Source organism: Methanoregula sp. (genome assembly GCF_028712425.1).
Lineage (GTDB): Archaea > Halobacteriota > Methanomicrobia > Methanomicrobiales > Methanospirillaceae > Methanoregula.
The window spans coordinates 74,191-100,096 of record NZ_JAQTQD010000002.1; the positions used below are offsets into that span (position 1 = coordinate 74,191).

Sequence of the window (25,906 nt, forward strand, 5' to 3'; positions counted from 1 at the left end):
CTGCAGTTACCTGGTTTTTTGTGGCGGTTCTGCGAAGCGGTATGCCCCTTTTGGTATCAGCAGCTCGAACCGCACCCCCTTGCCCGCCTCGCCGGTCTCCCGGATGGTGATCCCGGTGATGGAGAGAATCTCGCGTGCCAAAAAGAGGCCAAGACCGCTGCTCTTTCCTCCGCCCTGCTCAAAAATCCTGGATTTCTGTTCACTCTCGATCCCGACACCATTATCGGTCAAAACAATCGTCATTCCGTCCATGGACTCGCGGTATGTGAGTGAGATCTCGGTAACTCCCTGGCCGTGGATAAAACTGTTCTCAACCAGGTTGAAGAAGACCTTCTCTAAAAGCAGGTCAGCATAGATCTCGAGCCCTTCGACCTCCATGCGGCGTTCGATCTTCAGGGAATCAAGGTGGGAGATCGCGTACAGGAACACCTGGCCGACATTCTGCCACTTGGGGGGCTGCATCCCCAGATCCTGGTAGTTCTTCGTGAAGTTCAGCGAACTGACGATCTTGCTGATGAGGAATGCTTCCTTGTCCAGGTAGGCTGTAACCTTTGTCCCGTCACGGGAGCTTCCTGAGAGCTGGATGTACGCGGAAAGGGCAAAGACGGTTGACTGGATGTCCTGGAAGATGACGGTGTTTAAAAGTTTCAGTTTCTTCCGGGCCTGATCGAGTGCCCGCTCCGCCATCTTTGCCTCGCTGATATCCCGGACGATCGCAAGGACCCTTGGTTCGATCGTCCCGTCATCGCGCACGTGATCGATCCGGCGGAGCCGGATCTCGAGCGGGAACTCTTCGCCGTTCTTTCTTTTCCCAAACCATTCGAACTCCGTCTTACCGGTCTTTAGCGCAGCCTGGAATTTTCCCAGCGCCATTTCGTTGGTATACCCCTTCCCGCTCATGTCCGATGGTGCCGCAGCATGGATCTCCTCGCGGGAGACACCGTAGGCCAAAAGGACGTTATCGTTTACATCGATGATATGGCCGTCCGAAGAGTGGACGAAGATCATATCCGGCGATCCCTCGTAGATCGCTTCCAGGTAATGCTTTGCGCTCCGGATCTCCTGCTCCCTCCGGCTGAGTTCATCGTAGTTCTGCCTGAGTTCCTCCTCGTTTGATGCAAGCCGTTCATAGGCCTCGTGAAGCTCCCTGTTCTTCTTCTCAAGTTCGGCAATCTTTTCCCGCAGTTCGGGATAGTAACTCTTTCGGAGCGATGTCTCTCCAAGGCCTATGATCCGGTCGCGCTGGACCTGCCAGTCAGTTCTTGTATCAGAGTGCTTCTTCATAGATCCGTTCAATATCTGCCGCAACGGGTTGTCGCGGGTTGGTTGCCATGCAGGGATCGTGAAGGGCGTTTTTCGCCAGTTGCGGGATGTCCCCATTTGTCACCCCAAGATCCCCGAGCGTGTCGGTAATGCCCAGCGCTTCACGGAGGTTCCTGACCGATCCAATGATCCGTTCTTTTCTCTCCAATGGCGAAAGAGAAGCAAGGTTGAGGCCCATCGCCTTCCCTACCGTCTCGTAGCGTTCCGGGCAGGAGTCGTAGTTGAACGCCATCACGTGTTCGAGCAGCAGGGAATTGCACTCCCCGTGCGGGAGGTCGGAGAAGCCTCCGAGGCTGTGCGCCATGGCATGGACTGCACCAAGGCTCGCGTTCGAGAAGGCAAGGCCGGCAGAGAGGCTTCCGAGCATGGTCTGGAACCGGTATTCGAGATTCTCCGGGTCCTGGTATGCCTTCAAGAGAAATCCGTTCATCAGCTGGATGGACTCAAACGCATGGACGTCTGTAACCGGGGAGCTGGCATTGGAGACAAAGGCCTCCACGCTGTGGGTGATCGCGTCCATCCCGGTATGGGCAGTAAGTTCAGGTGAGAGTGAGGTGAGCGGCTCGGGATCGACGAGAGCGATGTCCGGCACGATCATCTTGCTGATGATGGCGATCTTCACTTTCCGCTGCGTGTCGTTGATGATGGCGAACTGCGAGACATCCGCGCCTGTCCCGGCAGTTGTCGGGATGCAGATCATGGGTGGCGGGGGAACCCGTATCTGGTCCACACCTTCAAAGTCCAGGATGTTTTTTTTGTTGGAGGAGACGATACCGATACCTTTGGCGCAGTCGATCGGGCTGCCCCCGCCCACGGCAACGATGGCATCGCAGCCGGCCTCGTCATAGACCGCTGCCCCCGCCATGACTTCGGAGTCCCGGGGATTCGAAGTAATCCCGGAAAATACCGTGAACGCGATATCATCCTCTTCAAGACTTGCTGTCACGTCCCTGACCCAGCCGGCCTCGATGATATGCGGGCCGGTGACAACGAGCACGTTCTGGGCGCCAAAGTTCTTCGCGTACCTCCCGGTGAGGAAACGGGCATCGGAGCCGATCACAAACTCCGGTGCAACGAATTTCCTGAGTTCGAATTGTTCTTTCGTCATAACAAAATCCCGGCGCTACACTTCTAATCCAGCAATCATCGTATATTAAAATTTGGACGAATGCGGATAATCCGCGCAATGGCAGGGTGAGTTAACGACGATCCGCTCGTGGTGGCGCCCACAATCCCGGGCGGGAAGCCGATACCGGCTGATCAGGTACGGTCAGCCGGGAGCGTGAGATACCCAAGAACGCGTTCCATCACCACCGGGTTTCGCGGCAGGTGGATGTGGCAGAACTGTCCGGGCGGAAGGATTGCTTCGTCCGTGCCAGGCCCAGTCGTGATGATCTCAAGCGTAATGCCCGGGAGGGCAGATTCGCTGTGCGTGACAACCCCGTCGCCGTGGAAGGTGGGACGGCAGCTGCCGTCACCATCCCGCTCCCAGGTTGCGCCATGGAACAGAGGAAAGAAGTCCGGTGATTCGCCCGGATTTCCCGTGACGATGATATGGTAGGCCATGTCCTGGCGGATGCCGGCAGCTTTGAGGTTGTGCATGACCGCACTTCCCGGGCGCACATCGTGCACGATCCGGTCAGCCGAGGGATTGTATCCGGGGGGAACGAAAACGCCCGTGAGCCGATTGATGATCTCTGCTCCCTGCACCGGGTCAAAGAAGAGTTCGGCCATGGCGGAACCGTTGTTGGGCGGGCCAAGGCCAATGAGCTGCCGGGCGCGGGCCGTCTTTCTCTCTCCGTCAATCACTTCCAGGTAATAGCGGGCAATGCAGGTCCCGACCGAATGGCAGACAACATCGACATCCCCGTAATACCCGGTCTCGTCCCGTTTGCCCTGAACAAAATCCCCGATCACAGCTGCGATCTCCGGTATGTTCCGGTCAGCAAGCCCGGTATGGTCGAAGATCCATGCTGGTATCGATGCCTCTTTTAAGAGTGGCAGGAGCCGGTTCCAGATCCCCGGGTGACTGTTCCACCCGTGGACCAGGACTGCCGGAAGCCTGCCGGAATGTTTTTCGTTCTCCATGATTCCAAAACGCAGGTGCGGTTCGCACCCGCTGTCTGTTGTGCTGCGTAACGCCGGCCAAAACGATGGCAGGGAATGTTATTCTATTGTACACCTTTTTTAGCCAAGATAACCTTTACTACATTACAGGAACTGCTATGGCGATTGACTGGTACAAGGAATTCGTTGACCTGAAGTACGAACCGGCAAAGGATGACCTCGTCTGCCTCTTCTATTTCGAACCCGCGGCGGGTGTCAGCGGCAGGGAAGCCGCCGGCCGGATCGCATCAGAGAGTTCGACCGGCACGTGGACCACGCTCTTTTCCATGCCCCCAAGGATGAAAGCCCTGCAGGCGACCGCATTCGACATTGACGGAAATGTCGTGAAGATCGCGTATCCCATCGAGCTTTGGGAAGAAGGCAACGCAGTCCAGCTCATGAGCGGGATCGCGGGCAATATCTTCGGCATGAAAGCGGTGAGGAACCTGCGCCTTATTGATGTCTCACTTTCTCCCGCATACCTGAAGCATTTCAAAGGGCCGCACTTTGGGAACGACGGCATCCGGAAGATGATGGGGATCAAAAAACGTCCCCTTACCGGCGCAGTGCCCAAGCCGAAGATCGGGTTCTCGGCAAAGGAGCACGCCGACATCGGGTACGAGACCTGGATGGGCGGCTTCGATTTCGTGAAGGACGATGAGAACCTCACCTCCACCTCGTTCAACAAATTCGAGGACCGGGTGAAGTACATGACAAAGCTGCGCGACAAGGCCGAGAAGGAGACCGGTGAGAAGAAGTCTGCGTTCTTAAACATAACCGCCGATGTCGAAACCATGAAGAAGCGGGCCGATCTCCTTGCCGCGAGTGGCTGGAACTACTGTATGATCGATGTCGTTGTTGCCGGAACGGCTGCTGTCATGACCATGCGGGACTACTGCTCGGACCTTGGCCTTGCAATCCATGCGCACCGGGCCATGCACGCGGCGTTCGACCGGAACCGGAAACACGGGATCAGCATGCAGTTCCTCGCCAAGATGATGCGGCTTATCGGTGTCTCGCAGATCCATACCGGCACCGCGGTCGGGAAGCTGACCGGGTCCCGGAAAGAGTCGCTTGCGCTTGCCAACCTGCTGCGTGAGAAGAAGACCGCGGCAGTCGAGGGGATTCTTCTTGAACAGGACTGGGGGAAGATCAAAACAGCATTCCCGGTCTCATCCGGCGGCCTGCACCCGGGCCTTGTGCCGGACGTGATGGACATCTACGGCACCGAGATGGTGCTGCTTGTTTCCGGTGGGATCCACGGCCACCCGAAGGGGACAAGGGCCGGCGCGAAGGCGACCATTCAGGCAATGGAAGCATGGCAGGACGGAGTATCTCTTGAAGAGAAGGCAAAGAAGGCAAATGAGCTCAAAGAGGCCCTTGGCAAGTGGGGCCACTATAAACCTGTCTGATTTTTCCGCAAACGTTTTTGGGCGGCAGGTTTTTTTGCAGTCCGCCCGGGTGCCGCACCCATTCATTTTCACATCCCGCATGCCATAGTGATAATACCCGAACCCATGATTTTGCTGTATGCCAGAAAAAGGAAAAATTACCCTTATTGAGGTATCTCCCATGGATGTCCTGGGGACCGAGAAGACCGGGACCTATGCCCTTATCCCGGAGCTCCTGATGAAGGTATTCAGCTACATGATGGAACAGAAGATCTCCATCGCCGGCCCGCCCGTCTTCAACTGCCATGAATGCTCTCCGGAAGCGGTACAAGTCGCAAATGCAAACGGTACTGCCCGGGTTGAAGTTGCCTGGCCGGTGACAGGCCCTGCGTCCGGAAGCGGGGATATCCGGCGGTACACTCTGCCCGGAGGAAAGATGGTTCATGTCATACACAAGGGCCCCTATGATTCCTGCGAATCCACGTACCTTTCTGCATTCGCATGGATAGAACAAAGAGGACTGACGATCAGCGGCCCGATTCGCGAGATTTATCCCAATGATCCGCGGGAAGTCCCCCCGGAAGAGATCCTGACAGAGATCTACATTCCTGTTGCATAATCCCTCCAGAAGATCGCAGGGGGCAGGGTGACTGTTGTCTGAGAGGTCGCAACCTTCATTATCCGGTTACAATTCGAGTTCCCACTTCTCTTCAAGGATCGGCTCGCCCCACTCGTTGTTAATGTGTGTGTCCGTGATCCGGAATCCTCTCCCGGCATACAGGTGCCGGGCAGCGTCCAGCGTGCTGAACGTCCAGAGAAACACTCTCTTGTAGTTTGCTCCCCGGCAGAACCCGATTGCACGATCCATGAGCCGGCGCCCGGCTCCTCTTCCCCTGCAATCCCTTTCCATGAAGTAGAACCGGAGCTGCGCTATCCTGTCTTCTGTATGCGTGATGGCAATACAGCCGCAGGGAGTATTATCCCGCTCTGCGATATACATGCAGTCACGGGCGCTGTCGAACTGCCGGAGGAACTCCTGCACGCCACCGGTAAGATAATCGTTCCAGACCTGTGAGGTGAACCCGTACTCCGTGGCATAGAGCGTCAGCTGCCCCCCAATTACAAAATCAATGTCGGTTTTCCTAAACGGGCGGATGGTAAAGGCGGAAGAGCTCTTCTCCTTCCGGGATTCTTTTGGTGACATCTGTTGAGCATTTTTCCGGTACATTCAAAGACCGTGAGAGTGTATCGGGCAGAGGATGGGATATGGTTTTTGTTTTTTCGGGGGCCGGCCCGTGCCTGCCTCACGAACCGCAGGAATGGGCACCTGCACCCATCACAACCTTCATTATCCGTCGCTTCCATCGCAGTGTATGCCAGACATCGTAGCCAGCAAGAAGGTACCGGAAGGAGTTGTGGTCATGTGGGGAGAGGGCAGTTCGATTAAGTCCGAGAATTTCAATTACCAGGACCTGATTGACCAGAAAGTGAATGTCCTTGACCTGCTGGACCGTCCGATTGCGTACAAGATTGATCCCAAACTCCACAAGATCAGTCCCAAATACTGATCTCTCTTTTCCCGTTTCGGTATTGTATGAAGCTCGCAGGTACTGTCACTTGCATCCGCTATCGGGCCAAAAAGATATAAGTGTATAAGCAAACACTTATACAGATATTCCATGGAGCCCTGCAAAAAGTGTGCCGAGTGCAACAATCTCTGCGAGATTGTCCCGCAGATGGCCGGGACATTCAAAGCACTCGGGGACTTTACACGGCTCCAGATCATTTACATCCTATCAACGGACACGAGCGGGACGCTCGGTGTCAGCGAGCTTGCAGGCCGGCTGAAGATCTCCCAGCCCGCGGTCTCGCAGCACTTGAAGACCCTCAAAGCAGAGGGGCTTGTCGGATCGCGCCGTGACGGGTTCTATGTGTACTACACCATCAATCGCGACCGGATGATGGAATTGCGGGACCACTTCGAGCTGATGTACGCAACCGTCATGAAACAGTGCAGCCGTGAGATGGTCAGAAAGGCAACACCCGGCCGGAGCGTCCGGGCATGTGTCATCTATTACTCATACTCCGGGATTACACGGCATGTTGCCGAGGGAATCCGGAATGCGAGCGGCTGCGATCTTGTCGAGGTCCGGACACGGGCAGCCTACTCTTCCTTTACCGCGTACACCAAGGGGGTTCTCCGGTCCCGGAAGGGCTTGTGTGACCCGATCGAACCGGGCGAGATCGATGTCTCGGGCTATGATCTCCTGATCATCGGCACGCCCGTATGGGCATGGAAACCGTCACCCGCAATCAACGCGGCAGTGAAAGCCCTCCGTGGCTGCGAGGGAAAGATGGCCGTGGTCTTCACGACATGCAACAACCAGCCGGGAGAAGCCCTTCCCCTCCTGAGAAAAGCGCTGGAGGAGCGGGGTGTGACAGTTATGGCTGAGATCAGCCTTGACCATGATGACGCGAAGAACCCGGATGCCGGCGGGGAACTGCTCCGGCAGATCATTGATGCAAACCCGCTCAGGGGCATAGCTGACGGAGAACCAGGTGAAGGAACCAGGGAGAATGTGGACGTGAAAGTATGAATGTGAAAATTATTTGTGCATCGTATACGGGAACAACCTTTGGAATAGCCGAACAGATTCGGAACGCCTGCGGGGGTGAGATCATCGAGATCCGGTCACGGGATCTCCTGTCCCGGTTTGTTGCATTCATGGCCCGCCATTCACCCGGCATGACCGTGCGGGACAGCGGCACCCTGCCGGACAATATCGATCTCTCCGGGTCTGATCTTGTCGTGATCGGGACGCCCGTCTGGGGCGGAAAACCCGTCCCGGCAATCAGGAAAGCCCTTGCCGCGCTCACGGGATGCAGGGGGAAAAAAGCAGTGATCTTCGCTACCTGTTCCGGGGATCCCGGTACGACACTCCAGGTCATGGAAAAGGAGCTTTTAGCAAAAGAGATGATCGTTGCCGGGCAGTTCTCTCTCACGGAAAAGGAGATCAAGGACGGCACTCCCGTAGCGGCACTGATAGCAAAAGTACAGGAGACTCTGAGGCAGGGATGAAAACAATTCTCTATTACTTCACCGGCACCGGCAACTCGCTTGCCGCAGCAAAAAAGATCGCTCTGGCACTGGGAGAGACCGAGCTTGTACCGATTGTCTCGCTTCAGGATACCTCAGGCAACATCGTACCCGCTGCTGAACGCATTGGTATTGTTGCCCCGGTCTATTTCTGCGGTCTGCCTCTCATGGTGGCGGAATTTGCAGGGCGCCTGGATCCTGCAGCGGCAGAATATCTCTTCTGTGTCATGACTCACGGAGGTGGCGGGGAGTCCGCGGCACTCCGGCAGCTTGACAGTATTATCCGTAAACGGAAGGGACGGGGGCTCGACGCGGGATTCGGGATTGCCATGCCCGGGAATTATATCCTGATGTACGAACCCCTGGCGGTTGAGAAACAGCGGGAGATCTTACAAAAAGCGGACGGGGTAATCGGTGACATAGCGGGGGCTGTCGGATGGTGCGAGAAACGCACTCTTCCCTCATCCCTCATCGGCCGCGTGCTGTATTCCCTCGCGTATCCGTATTTCCGGTCTCATGTTCGTGACGGCGATAAAAAATTCACCGTAACGGAGAAGTGCACGGCCTGCGGGACCTGCGTTGCGATCTGCCCCTCGGACAATATCGAACTGGTCAATAACCGGCCAGTCTGGAAACACCAGTGCGAGCTCTGCTGCGGCTGCATCCATACCTGCCCGGTGCAGGCAATCCAGGCCGGGCCAAAGACGGAATCGTGGGGGCGGTACCGGAATCCGGATGTCACGGTTGCCGACCTGAAAGCCCAGCACGGTAAAGCGCCTGAAAAACAAATTTGATTCAAAGGAAATTACCATGACAGAAAACACAGAAACCAAAAAAGCATCGTCACGCCAGAACATCCGGAAATGGATCCTGATCCTTTCGTTCATCCTGATCCCGGTCACGATCTTCTACATCTCCCCCATCATCCCCATGATGGGCGCCGGAGAAGGCATAGCCTCGGGCAGCCTGCTCCTGTACATTACGCTGTTTATCCTCTCGCTTGTCGTGGCCCGGCTTTGGTGCGGGTGGCTCTGCCCAATGGGCGCATGGCAGGAGATCTGTTCGCCGGTCATAAAGGGAACTGTAAAGGAAGGCTGGCGCAACTGGCTCAAGTACGGCATCACCGCCATCTGGCTTGGTATGCTCGGGTTCACCTTTTTCCAGGCTGGCGGGATCCGCTCTGTGGACCCCTTCTATGGCACCGTGAACGGTATCTCGATCTCCTCGGTTCAGGTCCTGATGATCGTAGGAATGATCTTCCTCTTCATCTTCATCATCGCCTTCATCACCGGAAAACGCGGGACCTGCCACGTGTTCTGCCCGATCGCCGGGATCATGGTTGCAGGACGGAAGATCCGGAACCTGTTCCACTGGCCGGCGCTGGGTCTCTCAGCCGACTCCTCCCGCTGTATCGACTGCCGGAAGTGTTCGAAGGAATGTCCCATGGGCCTTGACGTGAACGGAATGGTCCGGAAGGATGAGATGGAAAACGCCGACTGCATCCTCTGTGCCAGTTGTGCCGATGCCTGCCCGAAGGGTGCAATCACGTACGGCATAGTGCGCAGGTGAAAAAAGGGTATGGCCCTGTGCCGGATGCAGACGAGGGAAAGAGAATGAAAAGCCCGTTGGCAGGGAGGAGGATTCTGGGATCCCCGCGGCAGCGGGTGCGCCTTGCACTCATCATCCTCTCGTTCATCCTTTACCCCATCACCTTTGCCTACCTCTCGTGCCCGATCATCACCGAGGCGGCAGGACTGGGGATCGTGGCGGGCGGCCTCGTTATATTCATCCTGCTTTTCCTGAGCTCGCTCGTTGTTGCACGGCTCTGGTGCGGGTGGCTCTGCCCCTCGGGTGGCCTGCAGGAGTTGATGCGGTCTCTCTCTGATCCGCGTATCCGGACAACAAGACTGGACTGGCTGAAGTATCTCGTTTTTCTTGGGATCTTCGGCAGCATTGGGTATGCGATCTGGTCGGCCGGCGGGCTTTCCAGCATCGACCTCTTCTACCGGACGGAGAACGGAATTTCCCTTCTTGCAGCAGGTGGGATTGCTGCATTTCTCGGGCCGGTGATTATGATTCTCGCATTCACGCTCATCTTCGGGAGACGCGGATTCTGCCACACGTTCTGCCCGTTCGCCCCGATGCTTATTCTCGGCAGGAAAATCCGGAACCTGTTCCGCTGGCCGGCGCTGGGCCTCTCCGCCGATTCCGGTCATTGCATCGATTGCGGGGTATGTTCAGCGGGATGCCCGATGAGCCTTGATGTGAATGGCATGGTCAGGAAGGATGAGATGGAGCAAACGGAATGTATCCTCTGCGGTGAATGTGCGGACACCTGCCCGAAGGGTGTCATCTCGTACGTGTGGAAAACAAAGGAAAAGCGGGAGGTTTCGTGATGGACGGAATCAGGAGCGGGAAGAAGATCCTTGATGTCGTTTCGGACCGGATCATCAGCATCACATCGGGGCGTACCGTGCTCGTGGCGTTTGCCGGGATCCTGGTCACGGGATTCCTTGTCAACGGTCGTCCCTTTGGTATTGCGGAACTTAAATCGATCACCGGGGGGGTCGGCATCCTTGACATGGAAGTGTTCTACACGCCGGAACAGGCCTACGCGTTCCTCGCGGCCATGGGAGAAGCCGGCCGGTCGTTCGAGCTGACCCGGATCATCCCGCTCGACCATCTCGTCCCGCTCTTCTACGCGCTCTTCCTCTCGACGCTCATCACGTGGATCCTGCACCGGTGGCTCCCAGCGGAAAGCGGCTGGCACCGGCTCAATGTCGTTCCCGTCATCGGGGCACTCTTCGATTACCTGGAAAACCTCGGGATCATCGCGATGCTCCTTGCATACCCGATGGAGATGTACAGTGTTGCGCAGATTACCATGGCGGCCACGCTCCTCAAGTTCGGGTTTTCCGTGCTTGCCGGTATAATCCTGCTCGTAGCATTTGCAGGATGGATGGTCACGGCGCTGCGGAAAATTTCCGATGCGTTCGGAGTATCTCATGCAAAATGATAACGCCCGGGAAAAATTCGACTCGGTGATCAGCGAGACTCTCGCACAGGCAGTCCGGATCATTGCCGGTAACCCAACTCTTGTTATCCCCGGATCGGTCATCCTCCACAACCAGCGGAAGGCTGCCTCCGTGCGGCTGAAGCACGAGCGGGAGGGATTGATCGTCCCACCCATCATCATCGCAAGCATCACCTCGCGCTGCAACCTTGCCTGCACCGGCTGTTACATGAGAGGACGGGAGGACAAACAGGCTGGTGAGATGAGCCCGGACACCCTTGCATCACTGGTCAGCCAGTCAGAGGAACTGGGGGTCTCGGTTATTGTCATTGCCGGCGGCGAACCACTCGTCCGGCGGGATGAGATCCTCTCGATCGCACAGGCCCATCCCGCGATCCTCTTTCCGGTCTTTACGAACGGGCTCCTGATCGATGAGGCGCTGGCTGAGGCAATGGCAGCATGCCGGAATATTGTCCCGGTTATCAGTTTCGAAGGATTCCGCAAGGACACGGACTCGCGGAGGGGCGACGGGGTCTATGAACGGCTCCTCTCCACCTGCGCATTGCTGAAAAGCCGGAATATCTTTTTCGGCTGTTCGGTCACGACCACACGGGAAAATTTCTCCCGGGTCACAAACGAAGCGTTCATCCGCGAGATGACCCGTGCCGGCGCCCGGGTCTTTACATACGTGGAGTACGTACCCATGGCGCCCGGCACAGAAAACCTCGTCCTCACCCGTGAACAAAAGAAGGTCCTTCAGATCGTTCTCGCGGACTTCAACCGGAAATTTCCGGCGCTCTTCATTGGTTTTCCTGGGGATGAGGATGAGTATGGCGGGTGCCTTGCGGCCGGGCGGGGATTTGTGCATGTCGGGCCGTCGGGGAATCTCGAGCCCTGCCCGGCTGCGCCGTACTCGGATGCGAACCTTGCAGAGGTCCCATTACGGGAAGCGCTCCGGTCCCGGCTGCTCTCACGGATCCGTAACGAACACGGGCTGCTTACGGAAACGACCGGTGGTTGTGCGCTCCGGGCGAACCGGGTGTGGGTGGAGACGATGATTGCGTTGGATAAATGAGAGAAGAGACAATCGTGACGGGACCTTCGCCCTGGTTCCGGAACCAATAAATAATCCCGGGGAATCATTCCGGTTATGAGAAAAACTATTCTTTCTTTCGCCATTGCATCCCTCCTCATCACGTTCCTTTTCTGTGCAGGATGTACGACAACTCCCGTCTCACCTCCGAATTCGCCGGCTGAAATTACCCCGTCACCGGACGTGAAGTATCCAGACATCACCGGCACCTGGAAATCCGAAAACGAGGCCGGGTGGAACCTGAACACGACCATCCAGGATGTCGCGGTCGGCGAGAATACATGGGTGTTTGCTTCGCAGGAAGGTCCCGTTGTCAAAGGCTTCAAACTCTTCCGGCAGCCCTATGGCCCTGATGTAAACCAGACCGTTCTCGGCATTGTTGATCCGGATGGGAAATCCCTCACGATCATCGACCAGCCGGGTGGCTGGGCAAAGGGCACGCTGATTGATCCGGATACGATGTCTATTGTGCTGACGTATTCCAGCGGGAAGGACACCGGTGGAAACTCCTTTGCGCTGATCATGATGCTGCACCGGGTAAAGGGCACGGTCTGATGGCAGGGAAGGGCTCCCCCTGGTGTATATCAGCAGCAGAAAAAGCACATCCTGCACCAGCGATGCCTCCCGGCATCTCATAGCGTGTGCCGGATGGCAAATTCATAGTTTTTTATAAAAATTCTATTTTCGGATTTCCTCTTCCCTGTTCTGGGTAAAATTTTCGTTCATAGCGGTGGCCGGTTGGCCTCCGGACTCTGGATCGGAGTGCTGGCTGTGCGATTTTTGCGCATTTTTACGGGCCGCTAAAAAGCACGGTTTATTCCTGATAAAAACGCCCCGATTCTGAAAATACTCAAATATCGGGAAAATTTCCGTGGGTGTTGGCACCGTTTCCACTGCCGAATTTTTTGGCCTGCGGCTCCCTCACATTCTCCGTCGTAGGGAAGTATCCCGGGGAGAGTCTCTTTCCTCCCCCGCCCCCACGGGATCCCGGGATCACTTTCCTGCCGCATCCCCATCCCTTTTAATATCCCGTTCCAAGATCCTAAGCACCGTGACAGAATTCGAGCTCGTCTCCAGCTTCGGGCCGGCCGGTTCGCAGCCGGAAGCGATCAAAGAACTGGTAAAAGGTCTGGAACAGGACAAACAGTACCAGACGCTCCTTGGTGTCACCGGCTCCGGCAAGACCTTCACGATGGCAAACGTGATCGCGGCAGCGCAGAAGCCCACGCTCGTCCTCGCTCACAACAAGACGCTTGCTGCCCAGCTCTACTCTGAGTTCTGCGATTTCTTCCCGAAGAACCGCGTGGAATACTTTGTCTCGTACTATGACTATTACCAGCCCGAGTCCTACATCCCGGCAAAGGACCAGTATATCGAGAAGGATTCGGCCATCAACCCCAAGATCGAGCAGCTCCGCCTCTCCGCAACCGCCTCGCTCTCGTTCCGGAAAGACGTGATCGTGGTAGCATCAGTCTCCTGCATCTACGGTCTCGGCAACCCGGAAAACTTCCGGAATATGGGGTTTGAACTTACCGTTGGCCAGAAGATCACGCGGAACGACATCATGAGCCAGCTCATCGACATCCTCTTCGAGCGAAACGATCTTGAACTGATGCCGGGCCGGTTCCGGGTCAAGGGCGACACCATCGACTTCATCCCCGGGTACTTCAACAACATCATCCGTATCGAGCTCTTCGGCAACGAGATCGAGCGGATCCGCGAGGTGGACAAGAACACTGGTGCCGTGAACGAGGAGATGAAGTATTTCTATGTCTATCCTGCCCGCCACTTCGTTACTCCCGAGAGCGCCCGGAAATCTGCCATTGCATCAATCCAGAAGGAGCTTGGCGAAGTGCTCCCCACCCACGGCCTGATCGAAGCTCACCGGCTCGAACAGCGGACCCGGTACGATATCGAGATGATCGAGGAGACCGGTTCCTGCAAGGGCATCGAGAACTATTCCCGGCATTTCGATGGCCGGAACGCGGGCGAGAAACCCTACTGCCTGCTTGACTATTTCCCGGACGATTTCCTGATGATCATCGATGAGAGCCACCAGATGATCCCCCAGCTCCACGGGATGTACAACGGTGACCGTTCGCGCAAGAAAGCGCTGATCGACTACGGTTTCCGGCTCCCGAGCGCGTACGACAACCGGCCCCTGAGGTTCCACGAGTTCGAGCAGTACATGAATTCGGTGATTTTCGTTTCGGCAACGCCGGGCGAGTATGAACTGAAGAAGTCGGGCAAGGCAGTGGAACAGATCATCCGTCCCACGGGTCTTGTCGATCCTGAAGTTGAGGTCAGGCCTATTGAAGGGCAGACGGATGACGTGATCCGTGAAGTGGAGAAGACCATTGCGCGGGGCGACCGCGTCCTTATCACGACGCTGACGAAAAAGCTCGCCGAGGAATTGTCCGAGTTCCTCTCGGACCGGAAGATCCGGACACGCTACCTCCACTCTGAGATCCAGACCCTTGAACGAAGTGAGATCATCCGGCAGCTCCGGCTCGGTAAATTCGATGTCCTGGTCGGGATCAACCTGCTCCGGGAAGGTCTTGACATCCCCGAGGTCGGGTTCATCGGGATCCTCGACGCGGACAAGGAAGGCTTCCTCCGCGATGCCCGGAGCCTGATCCAGATCATCGGGCGGGCGGCCCGGAACGTGAACGCAAAGGTCGTGCTCTATGGCGACAACATGACCGACTCCATGAAGAAGGCCATTGCCGAGACGAAACGCCGGCGCACCCTTCAGATCGCGTTCAACAAGAAGCACAATATCACCCCGCAGACCATCATCAAACCGATCAAGGAAAAGGAGGTTGAGGTCACCGACACCAAGCATGTGCCGAAAACCGAGATCCCGAACGTTATCATCGATCTCGAGAAGCAGATGCGGGACGCGGCCGAGAGCCTGGACTTCGAGAAGGCAATTGCGCTGCGGGACCAGATCAAGAAGCTGAACGAGCGGCTGAGCGGGAAATAAGAATTCCTTGGTTTTTTCAGCAATTAAGGAAAAAAAGATAAAACCTCAACAACTATTGCGATGCATCCCACCCCCTTCGGAGGTCGCTCGGGGGGCTCGTCGCCCCCTCGCTGGGCAAAATTACCTATCCTCCTTTATGAGTAATTGACCCTTCGCGGGGCGTCCCTTCGGGGTGCTTCATTCTGCAAGAATGAAGCAGAGGGTTTTGGAAAAAACCCTCTCATCGAATCCCAACGGGATGAGATGGGAGAAGAGTGCGGAAGCGCTCTTCGACTTCGGCGGCATCTATCATAATAGGGGTATGGGGGCATCAGCCCCCATCATTGTATCGGAGTATCGTGATGGTCATTGTGAAGGAATCATAAAAAAAAGTCCAAGGAAGATGTTATCCTCTCATCTTTCCTGGGGTAAGGTTGTCGTACACCATAACCTTCTGTTCGAACGGGTTATAACCAACGTATTTTATTTCATTGGCATTGTTCGAGAACTCCCATACCGGCATGAACTCCGACATTGTCTGTTCGCAGGGTTTCCATACAAGGCGTGCATTCTCAAGGTCTCCATAGCCCGCATATTCCAAGGCTTTTCTCGCTTCATCCAGATCAGGTTTTATACTGCTGGCACCCTTCTCCAGTGCTGCACCCGCGCTGAACACAGCTGTATCTCCCTTAACGTCAACCTTGGAAACTACCACAGGAACTCCATCCTTTTCAAACGGAATCAGATAGTAATCCGGATAATTTTTGTTAAGGGAATGAACGAGCACGGTATTTCCCGGACTACTTCCCTTAAGCTCTTCCTGGAACAGATCCTGTTTATTCATTTGTTCGCGTGCGAAACCGGCAATGTCCGTCTCTGCCGTGATGGGGGTACTTACTGCGGATTCATCCATTAACCGGATGTTTTCAATCTCCTTATCGTAATCAGGAGCGCCGCCGCGGCTTCCCCAGTAACCCTGAACCGTTACCCAGTAATTATCCCAAGTCGAAGAAGGGAAATCGACCTGAGTAAATTCATTCTTCCATGAATTAACGGCATAATATATGTTAGCTGACATTGTGTACCAGGGATCCTGGACCCAGACACCGTTGATCTGGTAAATCTGGCCCCCGTACTGGGTGTAACTCACACCTTTTACTGCATTCCAGTGATACCCCTCATGAATCAACGAGGCAGAAGGGATTCCCCGGTTGACAGTATCCACAGCCTGCCCCATTATTGCAGCGTCAGCTGAACTCCACTTGTGATCGTCAGTGATAAGATTTGTCACATAGTTTCCCACAACGTCTTCGAGTCCCTGAGGATCGGTGGACCATCCGGATTCGATGTTATGGTTCTGGATAAATGTGTACAACGTATTCTGGCTTACGAGACTGCTGTGGAAATCGATCCACATCTGGGCAACAGCAGGACCGCAATAATAGTCGGTTTCCTGCTGGTAATACGGCACTGCAAGATTGGTATCTGTTGCAAGCACTGGCACTATCAGGAACGACAGAAGTACCAATAAGAAAACAATACTTCGTAATGAGTTGTTCATGGTTTTGCTTCTCCTATCATCGGATTTCTTAGGCAGGATCAGAATCCTGGTATTCCTGTATGGGCAAGGGAGGTGCAAATTATAGTGTCGCGTTTGTCGGAGGACTTTGTGTAAAGGTTTCTGAACCGTACCTGACAATGTTTAATCCGGAACCTCTCCGGAAAACGGACTGCTTTATCCATTATCGGAAATATTCCCTCCCAGCAAGAATGCGGAAACATCACGTTCTGGGTACAAGAAAATTTTCTGCAATTCTATTTCAACCCCCGAAAAGCGTTCGGTTTTATCCGAACACCGTGAAATAAGAAAAAGTGGAGTGGTGTGTACCATCCAAAATGCATCTTCACGAATCTGCCGGACTATATTCCAAAGATATTGCAAGAACTGTGGAGGTTGATCCAAGACCTATGGATGGATTTGCAATGGTCGGATCAGGATGACTGGAGGGAATCCGCCTTAAATGATGTCCGGATCCTGAAAAGCCGGATGAGAACCAGAATCCCGGCTATGAGAAGAAGAATTCCAATGCAGGTTGGTAAGAGGTCCGGGTATAAATAACCGGAATAACCCCCGCCGTGCATGGGTGTTGAGACGGGCGGTTGTGTCATCGGGAACCAGGCCACGACAAATGCAGTAATGGATCCGGCCAGAAAAAGGAATCCGGTTGTTGTAAGAAGAATGGATATTGGGATCGAATTTTCCGGTGCCAGCAGATTTACTCCATTTCGGGTTATCTCATAATACTTCCACTCATGTTTATCGGGAACGGTGACGATCAATCCCGCGCCGGACATAAGAGCAAGATGTTCGTGCACTGTTGACTTGGCGATCTTTAACTCGCGTGACAATTCACTGATCGTCCTTCTGCGTTGGGCAAGTTTTTTCAGGATTGTAATGCGAGTATCGGAAGACAGGACCCGGAACAATTCTTTTGTAAGGATTATTTTTTCTGAGTCCATTGGATCTTGTATTTGAATAATTTATATGTTAAATTTTGCATTCAGACGAAACAAATATTATTCCACCGGAATTTTGCCGATCCTTGCAGAAAAGGGATCGCTTTTGAAACAATTATGCAGGTGATTGTTTTATCATGAAAATTATGAGTTTTGTCGATAGAAACGTGTACGACAAAAACACGGTGCAGAGTGAAATTCTCATCGCTCTTGTGCGAAGTAGATTCGCTTCATGCGGGTCCTTTTACGGGTGTCATCATCCCAGCCCCCACTGCGCCAGCGTAGTCCGCGACGGATCCACATCCGCCCAGCTCCAGCCGAGCGCCTCGATGATCCGGGAGATCGGTTGTCTGATGGTCTTCTCCAGCATCAGTTCGAGGTCCACCACGAACTCCGGTGGCACCTGGTCGGCATACTCGAAGCAGAGCACGTCCGTCTTGGGATATTTGGCGGTTACCGTCTTGATGTAAATCCGCTTGGGCTTGCTGCCCTTCCCGAACTCCGTGTGCAGGTACTGGTTGGCATACTTTGCGCCCCGCACCTGTGCATCATCATTGTCGTAATCGTTCAGCGCTTTGCCGATCCCACCCGGGATCCCGATCTCGTCCAGCGTGTACTTCCCGGCCCGGTACTTTTTAATCACGTCCCCGAGGAATGTTTTGACCTCGGGGAGGCCCTTGCCGTCCAGGATGAGTTCCATCACGGTCTTCTGTACGTGCTTCGTGATCTGCGGCGTGTCGCTCCGCTTGATCTCGAAGCCCACGATGTCCGTTTCCTTGACATCCTCCCCCTCTTTCCAGACAAGCGAGCCTGCGTACCGTTTCTTCTTGCCGGCCTGGAAGAAGCGGGCATAGATCTTCTCGAACTTGATGGAGAAGAAGTGGACATCGGCATTGAGCTCGTTCTTTGCAAACACGGAATAACTCCCGTTGAGGGTTTTCTCAATCGAACGGGCTAGTTCGATCGTCTTCTCCCGGTCGACCGGCGGGAGCTGGATCATACAGGAGTCCGTGTCACCGTAGATGACCGTGTAGCCCATCATCTCGATCTCCCGCCGCGTGTGCTCGATGATCGCACGGCCCACAGAGGTGACAGCAGAGCCGATCTCCCGGTCGAAGAGCCGGAACCGGGTGTACCCCGAGACCCCGTAGTAGGTGTTCATAATGACCTTGAGCACGTTCTGCTGCATGTCGTACATGATGTACTCCGGCGAACCGAACACGAAGGTGTTGCGCAGGCGCTTCTTCTCGTCCCGTTCCTTGAGGAGCTCTGATATGATACTGCGGGTCAGCCCATCAGGTTGCTTGCGGAACCGGATCCCATTGGGCGCCCGGAGTTCGCCTTGGGAATCCTTGGTCTCCATCGAGGCGTTTATGGTCATCATTGCCATCGGGTAGAGCGACTTTAAGTCGAGCACCACCACGTTCTCCCGCACGCCTTTGCTCGGCTCGAAGACCGTTGCCCCTTCGAATTCCTCGGCATTGGCAAATCCTTTCGAGGGGAGCACGTACTTTCCGAACGCCTTTCTCAGGACGTAGACATCGATCACGTTCGAGGAGTTCAGGGTCCGGTCAAGCGGGCAGCCCACGTACCGGGCGATCTCGCGGTAGAACCCGATGATGTTGTCCTTTTTGTTGATCCCTACGCAGAGTTCCACGTCCTTGAAGTTATACTCAACAAGGAGCGCCGGCTGTTTCTTCCAGAGATCGGAGATCGTCCCGGTGTACCGGACTTTCTGCTGCCCGAGTTCCTCCATCGCGATCGCGTCAAGGCGGTAGGACTCCTTGAGCGTGGAATGCATCTTCTTGTACGCAGTGAGGAGGTCAAAGAGCGCCCGGCCCCGGAGGGCGTTTCGCTCGGTCATGCCCGGGATGCGGGCGAGCGAATCGGATTTCAGGCCGAGCCGTTCCATCCTGCCGGTGATGTAGGGCATGTCGAAGTCAACGAAGTTCCAGCCCGAAAGGATGTCCGGGTCCCGGGCAATGATATAGGCGGTGAACGCCCGAAGCATCGCAGTCTCGTCTGAATAGGAGCAGATTGTGTGGGTGCCCTGCCGGAAACACCCGTTTTCGAGTCCTCCTTCGCCAACCTTCCCGGCGATCTCGCCCGGCAGCTGGCTGCTGCCGGGGGTCAGCAGGAACGTAGTGTAGTCCTCGTCGAACGAGTCATAACAGGTGATGCAGATGATCGCATCGCGCTGCGTGTCGGGGAAGCCCCGCTCGTCCTCGCACTCGATATCGATGATGCAGGTCCGGGCCGGGGCATCGATCTCGATCGGCGTGATCTCATGATAGTCGATGTTCTCTGATGATGCAGCAACCCCCCCGGTCAGCCCGGTGTCGATCATGAACCGGGTGGCAAAGGGAATGTCCGCCTCGAAGTGGCGGTACCGCTCGCGGACATCCCGCACATCTCCCGGGCGCTGGGTAATGATCCGGCGGAGCTGCTCTCCCCGGATCGAGCGGTACACGGTTCCGGTTTCAAGGGTTGCCTTCGGTGGGAGTGGCGTGCTCTCTGCCTGGTCGGACGGGATATAGAAATACGGAACAAAACCGGTTACATCCAGCCGGACAGTTTTCCCGCGGATGTCCCTCCCGAAGATGTGGATGACGGGCCCGCCGGGGGAGTTGCTGTACTCTACCTGGTTGATCGCGATCCGGAAACCTCCGGCGAATGCATCAAGCGTGCAGGCGGCATCCAGGCAGCTCCCGCTGCCGGCAGACTGCGAAGCCATATCAGGGCACGACCTTCCCGCAGAGGCCGGCAACGAACCTTCCTGCCTCCGCCATCTTGTCGAGTTCCCAGGGATCCAGTTCCCACTCTTCGATCTCTTGTATCCCGTCCCTGCCGATACGGACCGGTACCCCAAGAGAGCACCGATCGAGACCGTACTCCCCGTCCAGTACCGCGGAGCAGATTGCAGTTTCCCTGGTATCTTTCAGGACCATCCGGACAAGCCGTGCAAGGTGGAGTGCCGGCCCGAACACGGTCCCGCCTTTGCCCCGGATAACTTCCATGCTTGCACCCTGCAGTTCACGGAGGATCTCCTCCCGCACAGGACTATCAACCGGTGCATCAAGCCGGGAACATACCGGCACCTGGTGTTCCCCGTGCTCCCCGAGGACAGAAGGCTGGCCGCTGATATTCCGGGAACGGAGGGCGATGCCGAAACGGGCACTGTCGAGCTGGCCGCCGAACCCGATACAGCGTTCGCGGGGAATGCCGGTGGACTGGAAGAGATTATAATTATTGATATCCATCGGGTTTGTCACGGTGATCAGGACCCCCGAAAACCGCTTCAGGAGCCCGGCGCAGGAGCGCGTTGCCGGAAGATTGGCAAGGAGCAGGTCCGCCCGTGTCTTCACGGAAGGGTTTCGCGGCATTCCGGCAGAGAAGACGCAGAGATCGGTATCCCTGATATCGTTCATGTCGGTACTTATTGCAATGTCGAGCCCGGTATGGCGGAGGTCGAGCACCTGCGCCCTGAGCAGGTCGGGAGCGGTATCATACAGGACGAGTTCGTCAGCAATACCAAGCGATGCAGCAAGGTAAGCTAGCTCCCCGCCGATTCTCCCCACACCAAGGATTGCCAGACGCACCATCAGGTACCAATATGGGTTATGCTAATAATAAATAACGACCATTTCCTGATGAATGGTTACCATCAGGCCGGGCCCGGTGAATGTGAGCGGTGTTGAGCTGCAGAACCATCTCCTCCTTGCGGCCGGTGTTCTCGGGACAACCGGTGCATCGCTGGCACGGATGCTCCAGCTGGGGGCGGGGGGCGTTGTGACAAAGTCCATCGGACCGCACCCAAAGGAAGGTCACAGCGGCCCGTGCCTCGTTGCCCTTGAGGACGGCCTGCTGAATGCGATGGGACTTCCCAACCCGTCAAAGGAGTTCGTGGACGAGCTGGCCCCGCTTGCAAAGAAGCCCGTGGTTGCCAGTATCTTTGGCGGCACCCCGGAAGAGTTTGCCGAGGTTGCCGGGTGGTTCTCCGGGAAGGTCGCGGCAGTCGAGCTTAACCTCTCCTGCCCTCATGCGGAAGGGTACGGGGCAGCCATCGGGAGCGATCCTGCACTTGTTGAGGCCTGCACCCGGGCTGTTGTTAAAACCGGGATGCCGGCATGGGTGAAACTGACCCCGAATGTAACGGATATCACTGCGATTGGCAGGGCAGCGGAGAAAGGTGGGGCGGGTGCAATCGTTGCCATCAATACCGTCAAGGCGATGCGGATCTCAACCGGCCTCCGGCGCCCGGTTCTCGGCAACCGGTACGGCGGTCTCTCGGGCAGTGCAGTGTTTCCTGTTGCCATCCGGTGCGTGTACGAACTGTATGAGGCAGTGAAGATCCCCATCATCGGGTGCGGGGGTGTTTCGACTGCTGATAATGTCGTGGAGATGATGATGGCCGGTGCATCAGCCGTTGAGATTGGCTCCGCGGTGCATGAGGATATCAGGGTCTTTGAGAAGATCCGGGCCGCCCTGTACGCAAAGGACGGCGTAATGGCGAGTGAGATCATGGGGTGCGCCCATGGCTGACGGTACTCCCGTGACTGTAACAATCACGCGGATCCGGAACGAGACACCGAATATCCGGTCGTTCTTCTTTGACCAGCCGTTTGTCTTCAACCCGGGTCAGTTTGTGATGGTCTGGGTGCCGGGCGTGGACGAGATACCGATGGCGCTCTCATCGTTAAACAGCATCACTGTGCAGAAGGTGGGCGATGCCACATCCGCACTCTTTGCCATGAAACCCGGCGACAAAATCGGGATCCGCGGGCCGTTTGGCAATGGTTTTTCACAAGGCGAAAAAGTGCTCGCGATAGCAGGCGGGGTGGGCGCGGCGCCGCTCCTCCCGCTTGTCAGCGCAGATTGCGTCATGACCATGCTCCTTGGTGCTAAGACGGAGTCCGAGCTGCTCTTTTTGGACCAGCTTGACGAATGCACCGATGTCGTCATTGCAACAGATGATGGATCGCAGGGCTACAAGGGTTTTGTCACGGCCCTGCTGGATGACCTGACCCTTGCCAATTACGACCGGATTGCTGTCTGCGGTCCCGAAGTGATGATGCGTTCCGTGCTTGCCAAGGTGACAGAGAAGGGCGTAGAGCACAAGACCGAGTTCTCGCTCCACCGGTACATGAAATGCGGCCTTGGCGTCTGCGGGTCATGCTGTATCGACCCCTCCGGCCTCCGGGTCTGCCGCGATGGCCCGGTTTTCCCGGGCACGGTCCTGCAGAAGAGTGAATTCGGCCATTATATGCGGGATGCAAGCGGCTGTAAGAAAAGTATTTGATCTGTTAGTCCATGCTGTGGCGTGGCGATTCTTCCTTCTCCGGTAATCCGAAGGAAAACGCCCCCGCAGGCACACGGATCTCGAAGCGTGCACCCCTGCCCGGTTCGCCGGTCTCCACGATACTGATCCCGGTAGAGTCCAGGATCTCTTTGGTGAGGAACATCCCGTACCCGGTATTCCGGTAATATTCACGGCGGAAAATCTTCTCTTTTACGCCGGCTGGTATGCCAACCCCGTCATCCTCGTACAGGACAACGAGATCATCACCATCCATGCGATAGGAAATCCTGCAGCGTGTGACGTTCACACCATGGCGGAGGGAGTTCTCGACAAGGTTGTAGAAGACCTTTTCCAGGAGAAGGTCCGCGTAAATCGCGAGATCCCCGACCTCTTTCTCTACGCGGACGTCCCCCAGGTCAAGATCCTTTATGGCATCGTCAATGGTGACCGAGAGGACCTGCCAGTGAGGCGACCGCGAGCCGATGAACTGGTAGTTGCGGGTGAACCGGATCTGCTTCTGGATCAACTGGGTGATCTGCCCGATCTTCTTTATGTGCCCGATTGCCTCGGGGTTGGAGATCTGCTCCTCTGCAAGCGAGAGATACATCACAATCGCTGTTATCTGGTTGAGGATGTCGTGCCGGGTAATCGACGAGAGCGTGTTGAGTTTCTTGTTTGCCAGCTGGATTGCCTCCTCGAACTGTTTGCGCTCCTCGATCTCTGCGAGGAGGCTCTCGTTTGCCCGGGTCAGTTCCCGCGTGCGTTCTATGATCCGTTCTTCGAGCTCCACCCGGGCCTTGTGGATCACCCGCTCGGCAAGTTTCCTTTCGGTGATGTCCATGACAGAACAGATGATGATGTTGTTGGGTGAGGCTGATGCCGAGAGGACGAACTGCCGGATATCCCCGTCACGGGTGGAAAAATGCAGCTCGATATCCCCGGTTTGCGGGCGGGACCGGATCTCGCGGGTGAAGGAATGGTATTGTGCGCTGTCCGTGAAGAGTTCCTTGAGGTCTTTTCCCACGAGTTCGTTTCTGTCATAACGGAGCATGCGGGCACACTTCGCATTCAGTTCCTGGATCTTCAGGGTGTCAAGACCGAATGTGAAGATCCCTGCCTGGGAGTTCTCGAAGATGTCGCGGTACTTCCGCTCCTCTAAAACAAGCCCCTTGGCAAAGGATGATGTGACTACGCCAATTGTCACGAAGATGACGAACCATGCCGTAGATACCGCGACGATTGCCGGGTTGAAACTGGTGAGGGAATAGACCAGCACCAGGTAGATGGTGCTGACAAGGAGCGTGAAGATGACACCGTGGTCGGGATAGATGTAGACAAAGAGGATGATCGGGAGGAAGTAGAGGAACGGGAAGACTTCGTTGATCCCATGCGTGAGGGAGAAGATAGTCGAGGCGATGGCAACTGCGACGCTTGCCACGATGGCAGTGGACCAGAGGCCCCGTGCCGTGCCGGGCAGGATGCGGGGGGCACCGGACGGGATGGCGATCATTCCTCCTCCTCCAGGTCCTTCTTGGACCCGGGTTCCGGTGTGAGGATGGTCTTTGTCACCCTGCGCCGTTCGAGGATCTCGGCCTGAAGCTGCGCGTTTATCTTTTCCAGGTGTTCCGTCCGGGCACGGACCTGCACCTCGAGTTCTTCCAGGGTCTTCTTGATCTCCTCGTCAGCGACCTTGCTGCCGGTCATATCGATCGCAGAACAGAGCACGCGGTTCCGTGACACCAGTACAGCCGAGACGATGAACCGGTGCTGGCCCCCGTCCCGTGACTGGAAGACCCCTTCAGTCTCCAGGTTCTGCGGACCGTTCCGGATATCTGCGATGAACTGGTCGCGCTCGGACGACCCGGTCCAGGTCTTTGAGAGGTCCTTTCCCACCAGCTCGCTCCGGTCATAGCGGAGCCATTGCGCGAACTTGGCGTTTGCCCCGAGGACCTGGAGGGTCGTGAGATCGAAACAGAAGATTCCGTCCTGGGAATTCACAAGGATGCTCCGGATCCGCATTTGCTCGTCGATGAGCCGCGTTGCGTAGGACGAGGAGACAACCCCGATGGTGATGAAGATGGCAAACCATGCCGTTGCAATCGCGATGTGTTCGGGGTTGGTGAAGTCATACAGGTAGATCATCCCGATGTAGGTGAGGCTGACGCCAAGGGAGAAGAGAACTGCGCGCTTCGGGAAGAAGTACACGGAAAGGATGATGGGAAGGATGTAGAGGAACGGGAATATCTCGAAGATCCCGTGGGTTAAGGAGAATACCGTGGTGATAACAGCGCCAATGGTCGCTGCGGTGATGATGAACAGGTGAAGGACTTCCTCGTTTTCGGGGGAGATCTGTTTCATACTCTTCGTGCACCTGCCTGCAGCTCAGCAGGCTGTTTCCCTGCAAATGGTAATGATCTATCGATTGGTTTCATCACATATATTTTAAGGTATTTGTGCTGCCCGTGTGCATACGGGAAAAAGGCGGACGGCCTGTTACAATGCAGCATTGTCCCCGTTGATCTGTTCGAGGTCCTCGAGCTTGTTGATATTCGTGAAAGACCGGAGTTCCGGGTCGAACTGCCTGAGGTCGTTCACGGGCACATACAGCGTATCGATGGACCGTATCATCGAGCGCAGTGAGTAGGATTCATGGGTCTTGAGGTACTCCAGGATAGCCTCGCGGCGGTATACGGCCATGAGGGGTTCGAGAAGGTCTGTATTCCAGCTGGGAATGGCTGCCTGGTGTTCACCAATAGCGGAGAAGAGATACGAGACAACCCCTGCATCAATGCAGGGCATGTCGCAGGCAGAGACGAAGATGAGATCTCCCTGTGCAGCAAGGGTGCCGGCATGGAGCCCGCGAATGGGGCCGATTCCCTGGCGGATGTCTGTAATACACCGCACGCCCTCGAGATGGTCGAAACGCCGGCACTGTTCCGGGTCGCGTGCAACAAGGATGATCTCGTCCACGATCCCCCGCAGCGTGTCAACGAGCCGCTCAATGAACGTTTTACCCTGGTACCGGAAGAAATACTTCTCCTGCCCGTTGGCACGCCGTGCCTCTCCACCTACAAGGATGATCGCTGATCTCATCTGCTCAGT

The 25,906-nt window shown here is 55.9% G+C and carries 25 protein-coding genes; 14 read left to right on the forward strand and 11 right to left on the reverse strand.

Annotated features, from left to right (window positions below):
- Window positions 1-6: 6 nt before the first annotated feature.
- The 3 genes from PHF39_RS01245 to PHF39_RS01255 form a co-directional block, all read right to left on the reverse strand.
- The gene (locus PHF39_RS01245; protein ID WP_300219359.1) at window positions 7-1,284 is read right to left on the reverse strand and encodes a PAS domain S-box protein; all 1,278 of its coding nucleotides are present in this window, start codon (window positions 1,282-1,284) and stop codon (window positions 7-9) included.
- Entirely contained in the window at window positions 1,268-2,431 is a 1,164-nt protein-coding gene (gene ercA, locus PHF39_RS01250; protein WP_300219361.1) for an alcohol dehydrogenase-like regulatory protein ErcA, read from the reverse strand. The genes PHF39_RS01245 and ercA overlap by 17 nt, the downstream gene beginning before the upstream one ends.
- A gap of 152 nt (window positions 2,432-2,583) precedes the next feature.
- A complete protein-coding gene (locus PHF39_RS01255; RefSeq protein ID WP_300219362.1) occupies window positions 2,584-3,411 on the reverse strand; it encodes an alpha/beta fold hydrolase in 828 nt (275 codons plus the stop codon).
- A 137-nt stretch (window positions 3,412-3,548) separates the two neighbouring features.
- On the opposite strand from PHF39_RS01255, the gene rbcL reads away from it, so the two are divergent.
- Together rbcL and PHF39_RS01265 are read left to right on the forward strand one after the other, a co-directional pair.
- Complete coding sequence (gene rbcL / locus PHF39_RS01260; protein WP_300219364.1) at window positions 3,549-4,841, forward strand: type III ribulose-bisphosphate carboxylase; 1,293 nt, start codon at window positions 3,549-3,551, stop codon at window positions 4,839-4,841.
- 118 nt (window positions 4,842-4,959) lie between these two features.
- Window positions 4,960-5,439 (forward strand): GyrI-like domain-containing protein, encoded by a 480-nt coding sequence (locus PHF39_RS01265; RefSeq protein ID WP_300219365.1) that lies wholly within the window; start codon window positions 4,960-4,962, stop codon window positions 5,437-5,439.
- 66 nt (window positions 5,440-5,505) lie between these two features.
- On the opposite strand, the gene PHF39_RS01270 is transcribed toward PHF39_RS01265, so the two are convergent.
- Window positions 5,506-6,024 (reverse strand): GNAT family N-acetyltransferase, encoded by a 519-nt coding sequence (locus PHF39_RS01270; protein ID WP_300219367.1) that lies wholly within the window; start codon window positions 6,022-6,024, stop codon window positions 5,506-5,508.
- Window positions 6,025-6,193: 169 nt separating this feature from the next.
- Here PHF39_RS01270 and PHF39_RS01275 point away from each other — a divergent pair, with 169 nt between their 5' ends.
- From PHF39_RS01275 to uvrB, 10 genes are all read left to right on the forward strand, one after another.
- Window positions 6,194-6,388: a hypothetical protein gene (locus tag PHF39_RS01275; protein ID WP_300219368.1), complete on the forward strand. Its 195-nt coding sequence runs from the start codon at window positions 6,194-6,196 to the stop codon at window positions 6,386-6,388.
- A gap of 111 nt (window positions 6,389-6,499) precedes the next feature.
- Window positions 6,500-7,417 carry a metalloregulator ArsR/SmtB family transcription factor gene (locus tag PHF39_RS01280; RefSeq protein ID WP_300219370.1) on the forward strand — a complete coding sequence of 306 codons (918 nt, stop codon included), beginning with the start codon at window positions 6,500-6,502 and terminating at the stop codon, window positions 7,415-7,417.
- The gene (locus PHF39_RS01285; protein WP_300219372.1) at window positions 7,414-7,899 is read left to right on the forward strand and encodes an ArsR family transcriptional regulator; all 486 of its coding nucleotides are present in this window, start codon (window positions 7,414-7,416) and stop codon (window positions 7,897-7,899) included. Before PHF39_RS01280 ends, PHF39_RS01285 begins: the two co-directional genes overlap by 4 nt.
- Entirely contained in the window at window positions 7,896-8,711 is an 816-nt protein-coding gene (locus PHF39_RS01290; RefSeq protein ID WP_300219374.1) for an EFR1 family ferrodoxin, read from the forward strand. The genes PHF39_RS01285 and PHF39_RS01290 overlap by 4 nt, the downstream gene beginning before the upstream one ends.
- Before the next feature lie 16 nt (window positions 8,712-8,727).
- Window positions 8,728-9,486 (forward strand): 4Fe-4S dicluster domain-containing protein, encoded by a 759-nt coding sequence (locus PHF39_RS01295; protein ID WP_300219376.1) that lies wholly within the window; start codon window positions 8,728-8,730, stop codon window positions 9,484-9,486.
- Window positions 9,487-9,530: 44 nt separating this feature from the next.
- Entirely contained in the window at window positions 9,531-10,313 is a 783-nt protein-coding gene (locus PHF39_RS01300; RefSeq protein WP_300219378.1) for a 4Fe-4S binding protein, read from the forward strand.
- Entirely contained in the window at window positions 10,313-10,933 is a 621-nt protein-coding gene (locus PHF39_RS01305; RefSeq protein ID WP_300219380.1) for a hypothetical protein, read from the forward strand. Before PHF39_RS01300 ends, PHF39_RS01305 begins: the two co-directional genes overlap by 1 nt.
- Window positions 10,923-12,005, forward strand: coding sequence for a radical SAM protein (locus tag PHF39_RS01310; RefSeq protein ID WP_300219382.1), 1,083 nt, complete (start codon window positions 10,923-10,925; stop codon window positions 12,003-12,005). Before PHF39_RS01305 ends, PHF39_RS01310 begins: the two co-directional genes overlap by 11 nt.
- A gap of 75 nt (window positions 12,006-12,080) precedes the next feature.
- Complete coding sequence (locus PHF39_RS01315) at window positions 12,081-12,578, forward strand: hypothetical protein (RefSeq protein WP_300219384.1); 498 nt, start codon at window positions 12,081-12,083, stop codon at window positions 12,576-12,578.
- Window positions 12,579-13,074: 496 nt separating this feature from the next.
- A complete protein-coding gene (uvrB, locus tag PHF39_RS01320) occupies window positions 13,075-15,009 on the forward strand; it encodes an excinuclease ABC subunit UvrB (RefSeq protein ID WP_300219385.1) in 1,935 nt (644 codons plus the stop codon).
- Window positions 15,010-15,394: 385 nt separating this feature from the next.
- On the opposite strand, the gene PHF39_RS01325 is transcribed toward uvrB, so the two are convergent.
- The 4 genes from PHF39_RS01325 to PHF39_RS01340 all read right to left on the reverse strand — a co-directional run bounded on the left by PHF39_RS01325 (window position 15,395) and on the right by PHF39_RS01340 (window position 21,107).
- Complete coding sequence (locus PHF39_RS01325) at window positions 15,395-16,492, reverse strand: C39 family peptidase (RefSeq protein WP_300219387.1); 1,098 nt, start codon at window positions 16,490-16,492, stop codon at window positions 15,395-15,397.
- Between the two features lie 488 nt (window positions 16,493-16,980).
- The gene (locus tag PHF39_RS01330; RefSeq protein WP_300219389.1) at window positions 16,981-17,508 is read right to left on the reverse strand and encodes a winged helix-turn-helix domain-containing protein; all 528 of its coding nucleotides are present in this window, start codon (window positions 17,506-17,508) and stop codon (window positions 16,981-16,983) included.
- A 253-nt stretch (window positions 17,509-17,761) separates the two neighbouring features.
- Window positions 17,762-20,239, reverse strand: a complete 2,478-nt coding sequence (locus PHF39_RS01335; RefSeq protein ID WP_300219390.1) for a DNA-directed DNA polymerase — start codon at window positions 20,237-20,239, stop codon at window positions 17,762-17,764.
- Between the two features lies 1 nt (window position 20,240).
- On the reverse strand, window positions 20,241-21,107 hold the full coding sequence (locus tag PHF39_RS01340) for a lactate dehydrogenase (protein WP_300219391.1): 867 nt from the start codon (window positions 21,105-21,107) through the stop codon (window positions 20,241-20,243).
- 52 nt (window positions 21,108-21,159) lie between these two features.
- Between PHF39_RS01340 and PHF39_RS01345 the strand changes: the two genes are divergently transcribed.
- Together PHF39_RS01345 and PHF39_RS01350 are read left to right on the forward strand one after the other, a co-directional pair.
- Window positions 21,160-22,047: a dihydroorotate dehydrogenase gene (locus PHF39_RS01345; protein ID WP_300219393.1), complete on the forward strand. Its 888-nt coding sequence runs from the start codon at window positions 21,160-21,162 to the stop codon at window positions 22,045-22,047.
- Window positions 22,040-22,804: a dihydroorotate dehydrogenase electron transfer subunit gene (locus PHF39_RS01350; protein ID WP_300219395.1), complete on the forward strand. Its 765-nt coding sequence runs from the start codon at window positions 22,040-22,042 to the stop codon at window positions 22,802-22,804. Before PHF39_RS01345 ends, PHF39_RS01350 begins: the two co-directional genes overlap by 8 nt.
- Window positions 22,805-22,808: 4 nt before the next feature.
- Here PHF39_RS01350 and PHF39_RS01355 read toward each other — a convergent pair whose 3' ends face one another.
- The 3 genes from PHF39_RS01355 to PHF39_RS01365 all read right to left on the reverse strand — a co-directional run bounded on the left by PHF39_RS01355 (window position 22,809) and on the right by PHF39_RS01365 (window position 25,897).
- Window positions 22,809-24,314 carry an ATP-binding protein gene (locus tag PHF39_RS01355; protein ID WP_300219396.1) on the reverse strand — a complete coding sequence of 502 codons (1,506 nt, stop codon included), beginning with the start codon at window positions 24,312-24,314 and terminating at the stop codon, window positions 22,809-22,811.
- Complete coding sequence (locus PHF39_RS01360) at window positions 24,311-25,162, reverse strand: PAS domain-containing protein (RefSeq protein ID WP_300219398.1); 852 nt, start codon at window positions 25,160-25,162, stop codon at window positions 24,311-24,313. The genes PHF39_RS01355 and PHF39_RS01360 overlap by 4 nt, the downstream gene beginning before the upstream one ends.
- 135 nt (window positions 25,163-25,297) lie before the next feature.
- Window positions 25,298-25,897, reverse strand: coding sequence for a molybdenum cofactor guanylyltransferase (locus PHF39_RS01365; protein WP_300219400.1), 600 nt, complete (start codon window positions 25,895-25,897; stop codon window positions 25,298-25,300).
- Between the last annotated feature and the right edge of the window lie 9 nt (window positions 25,898-25,906).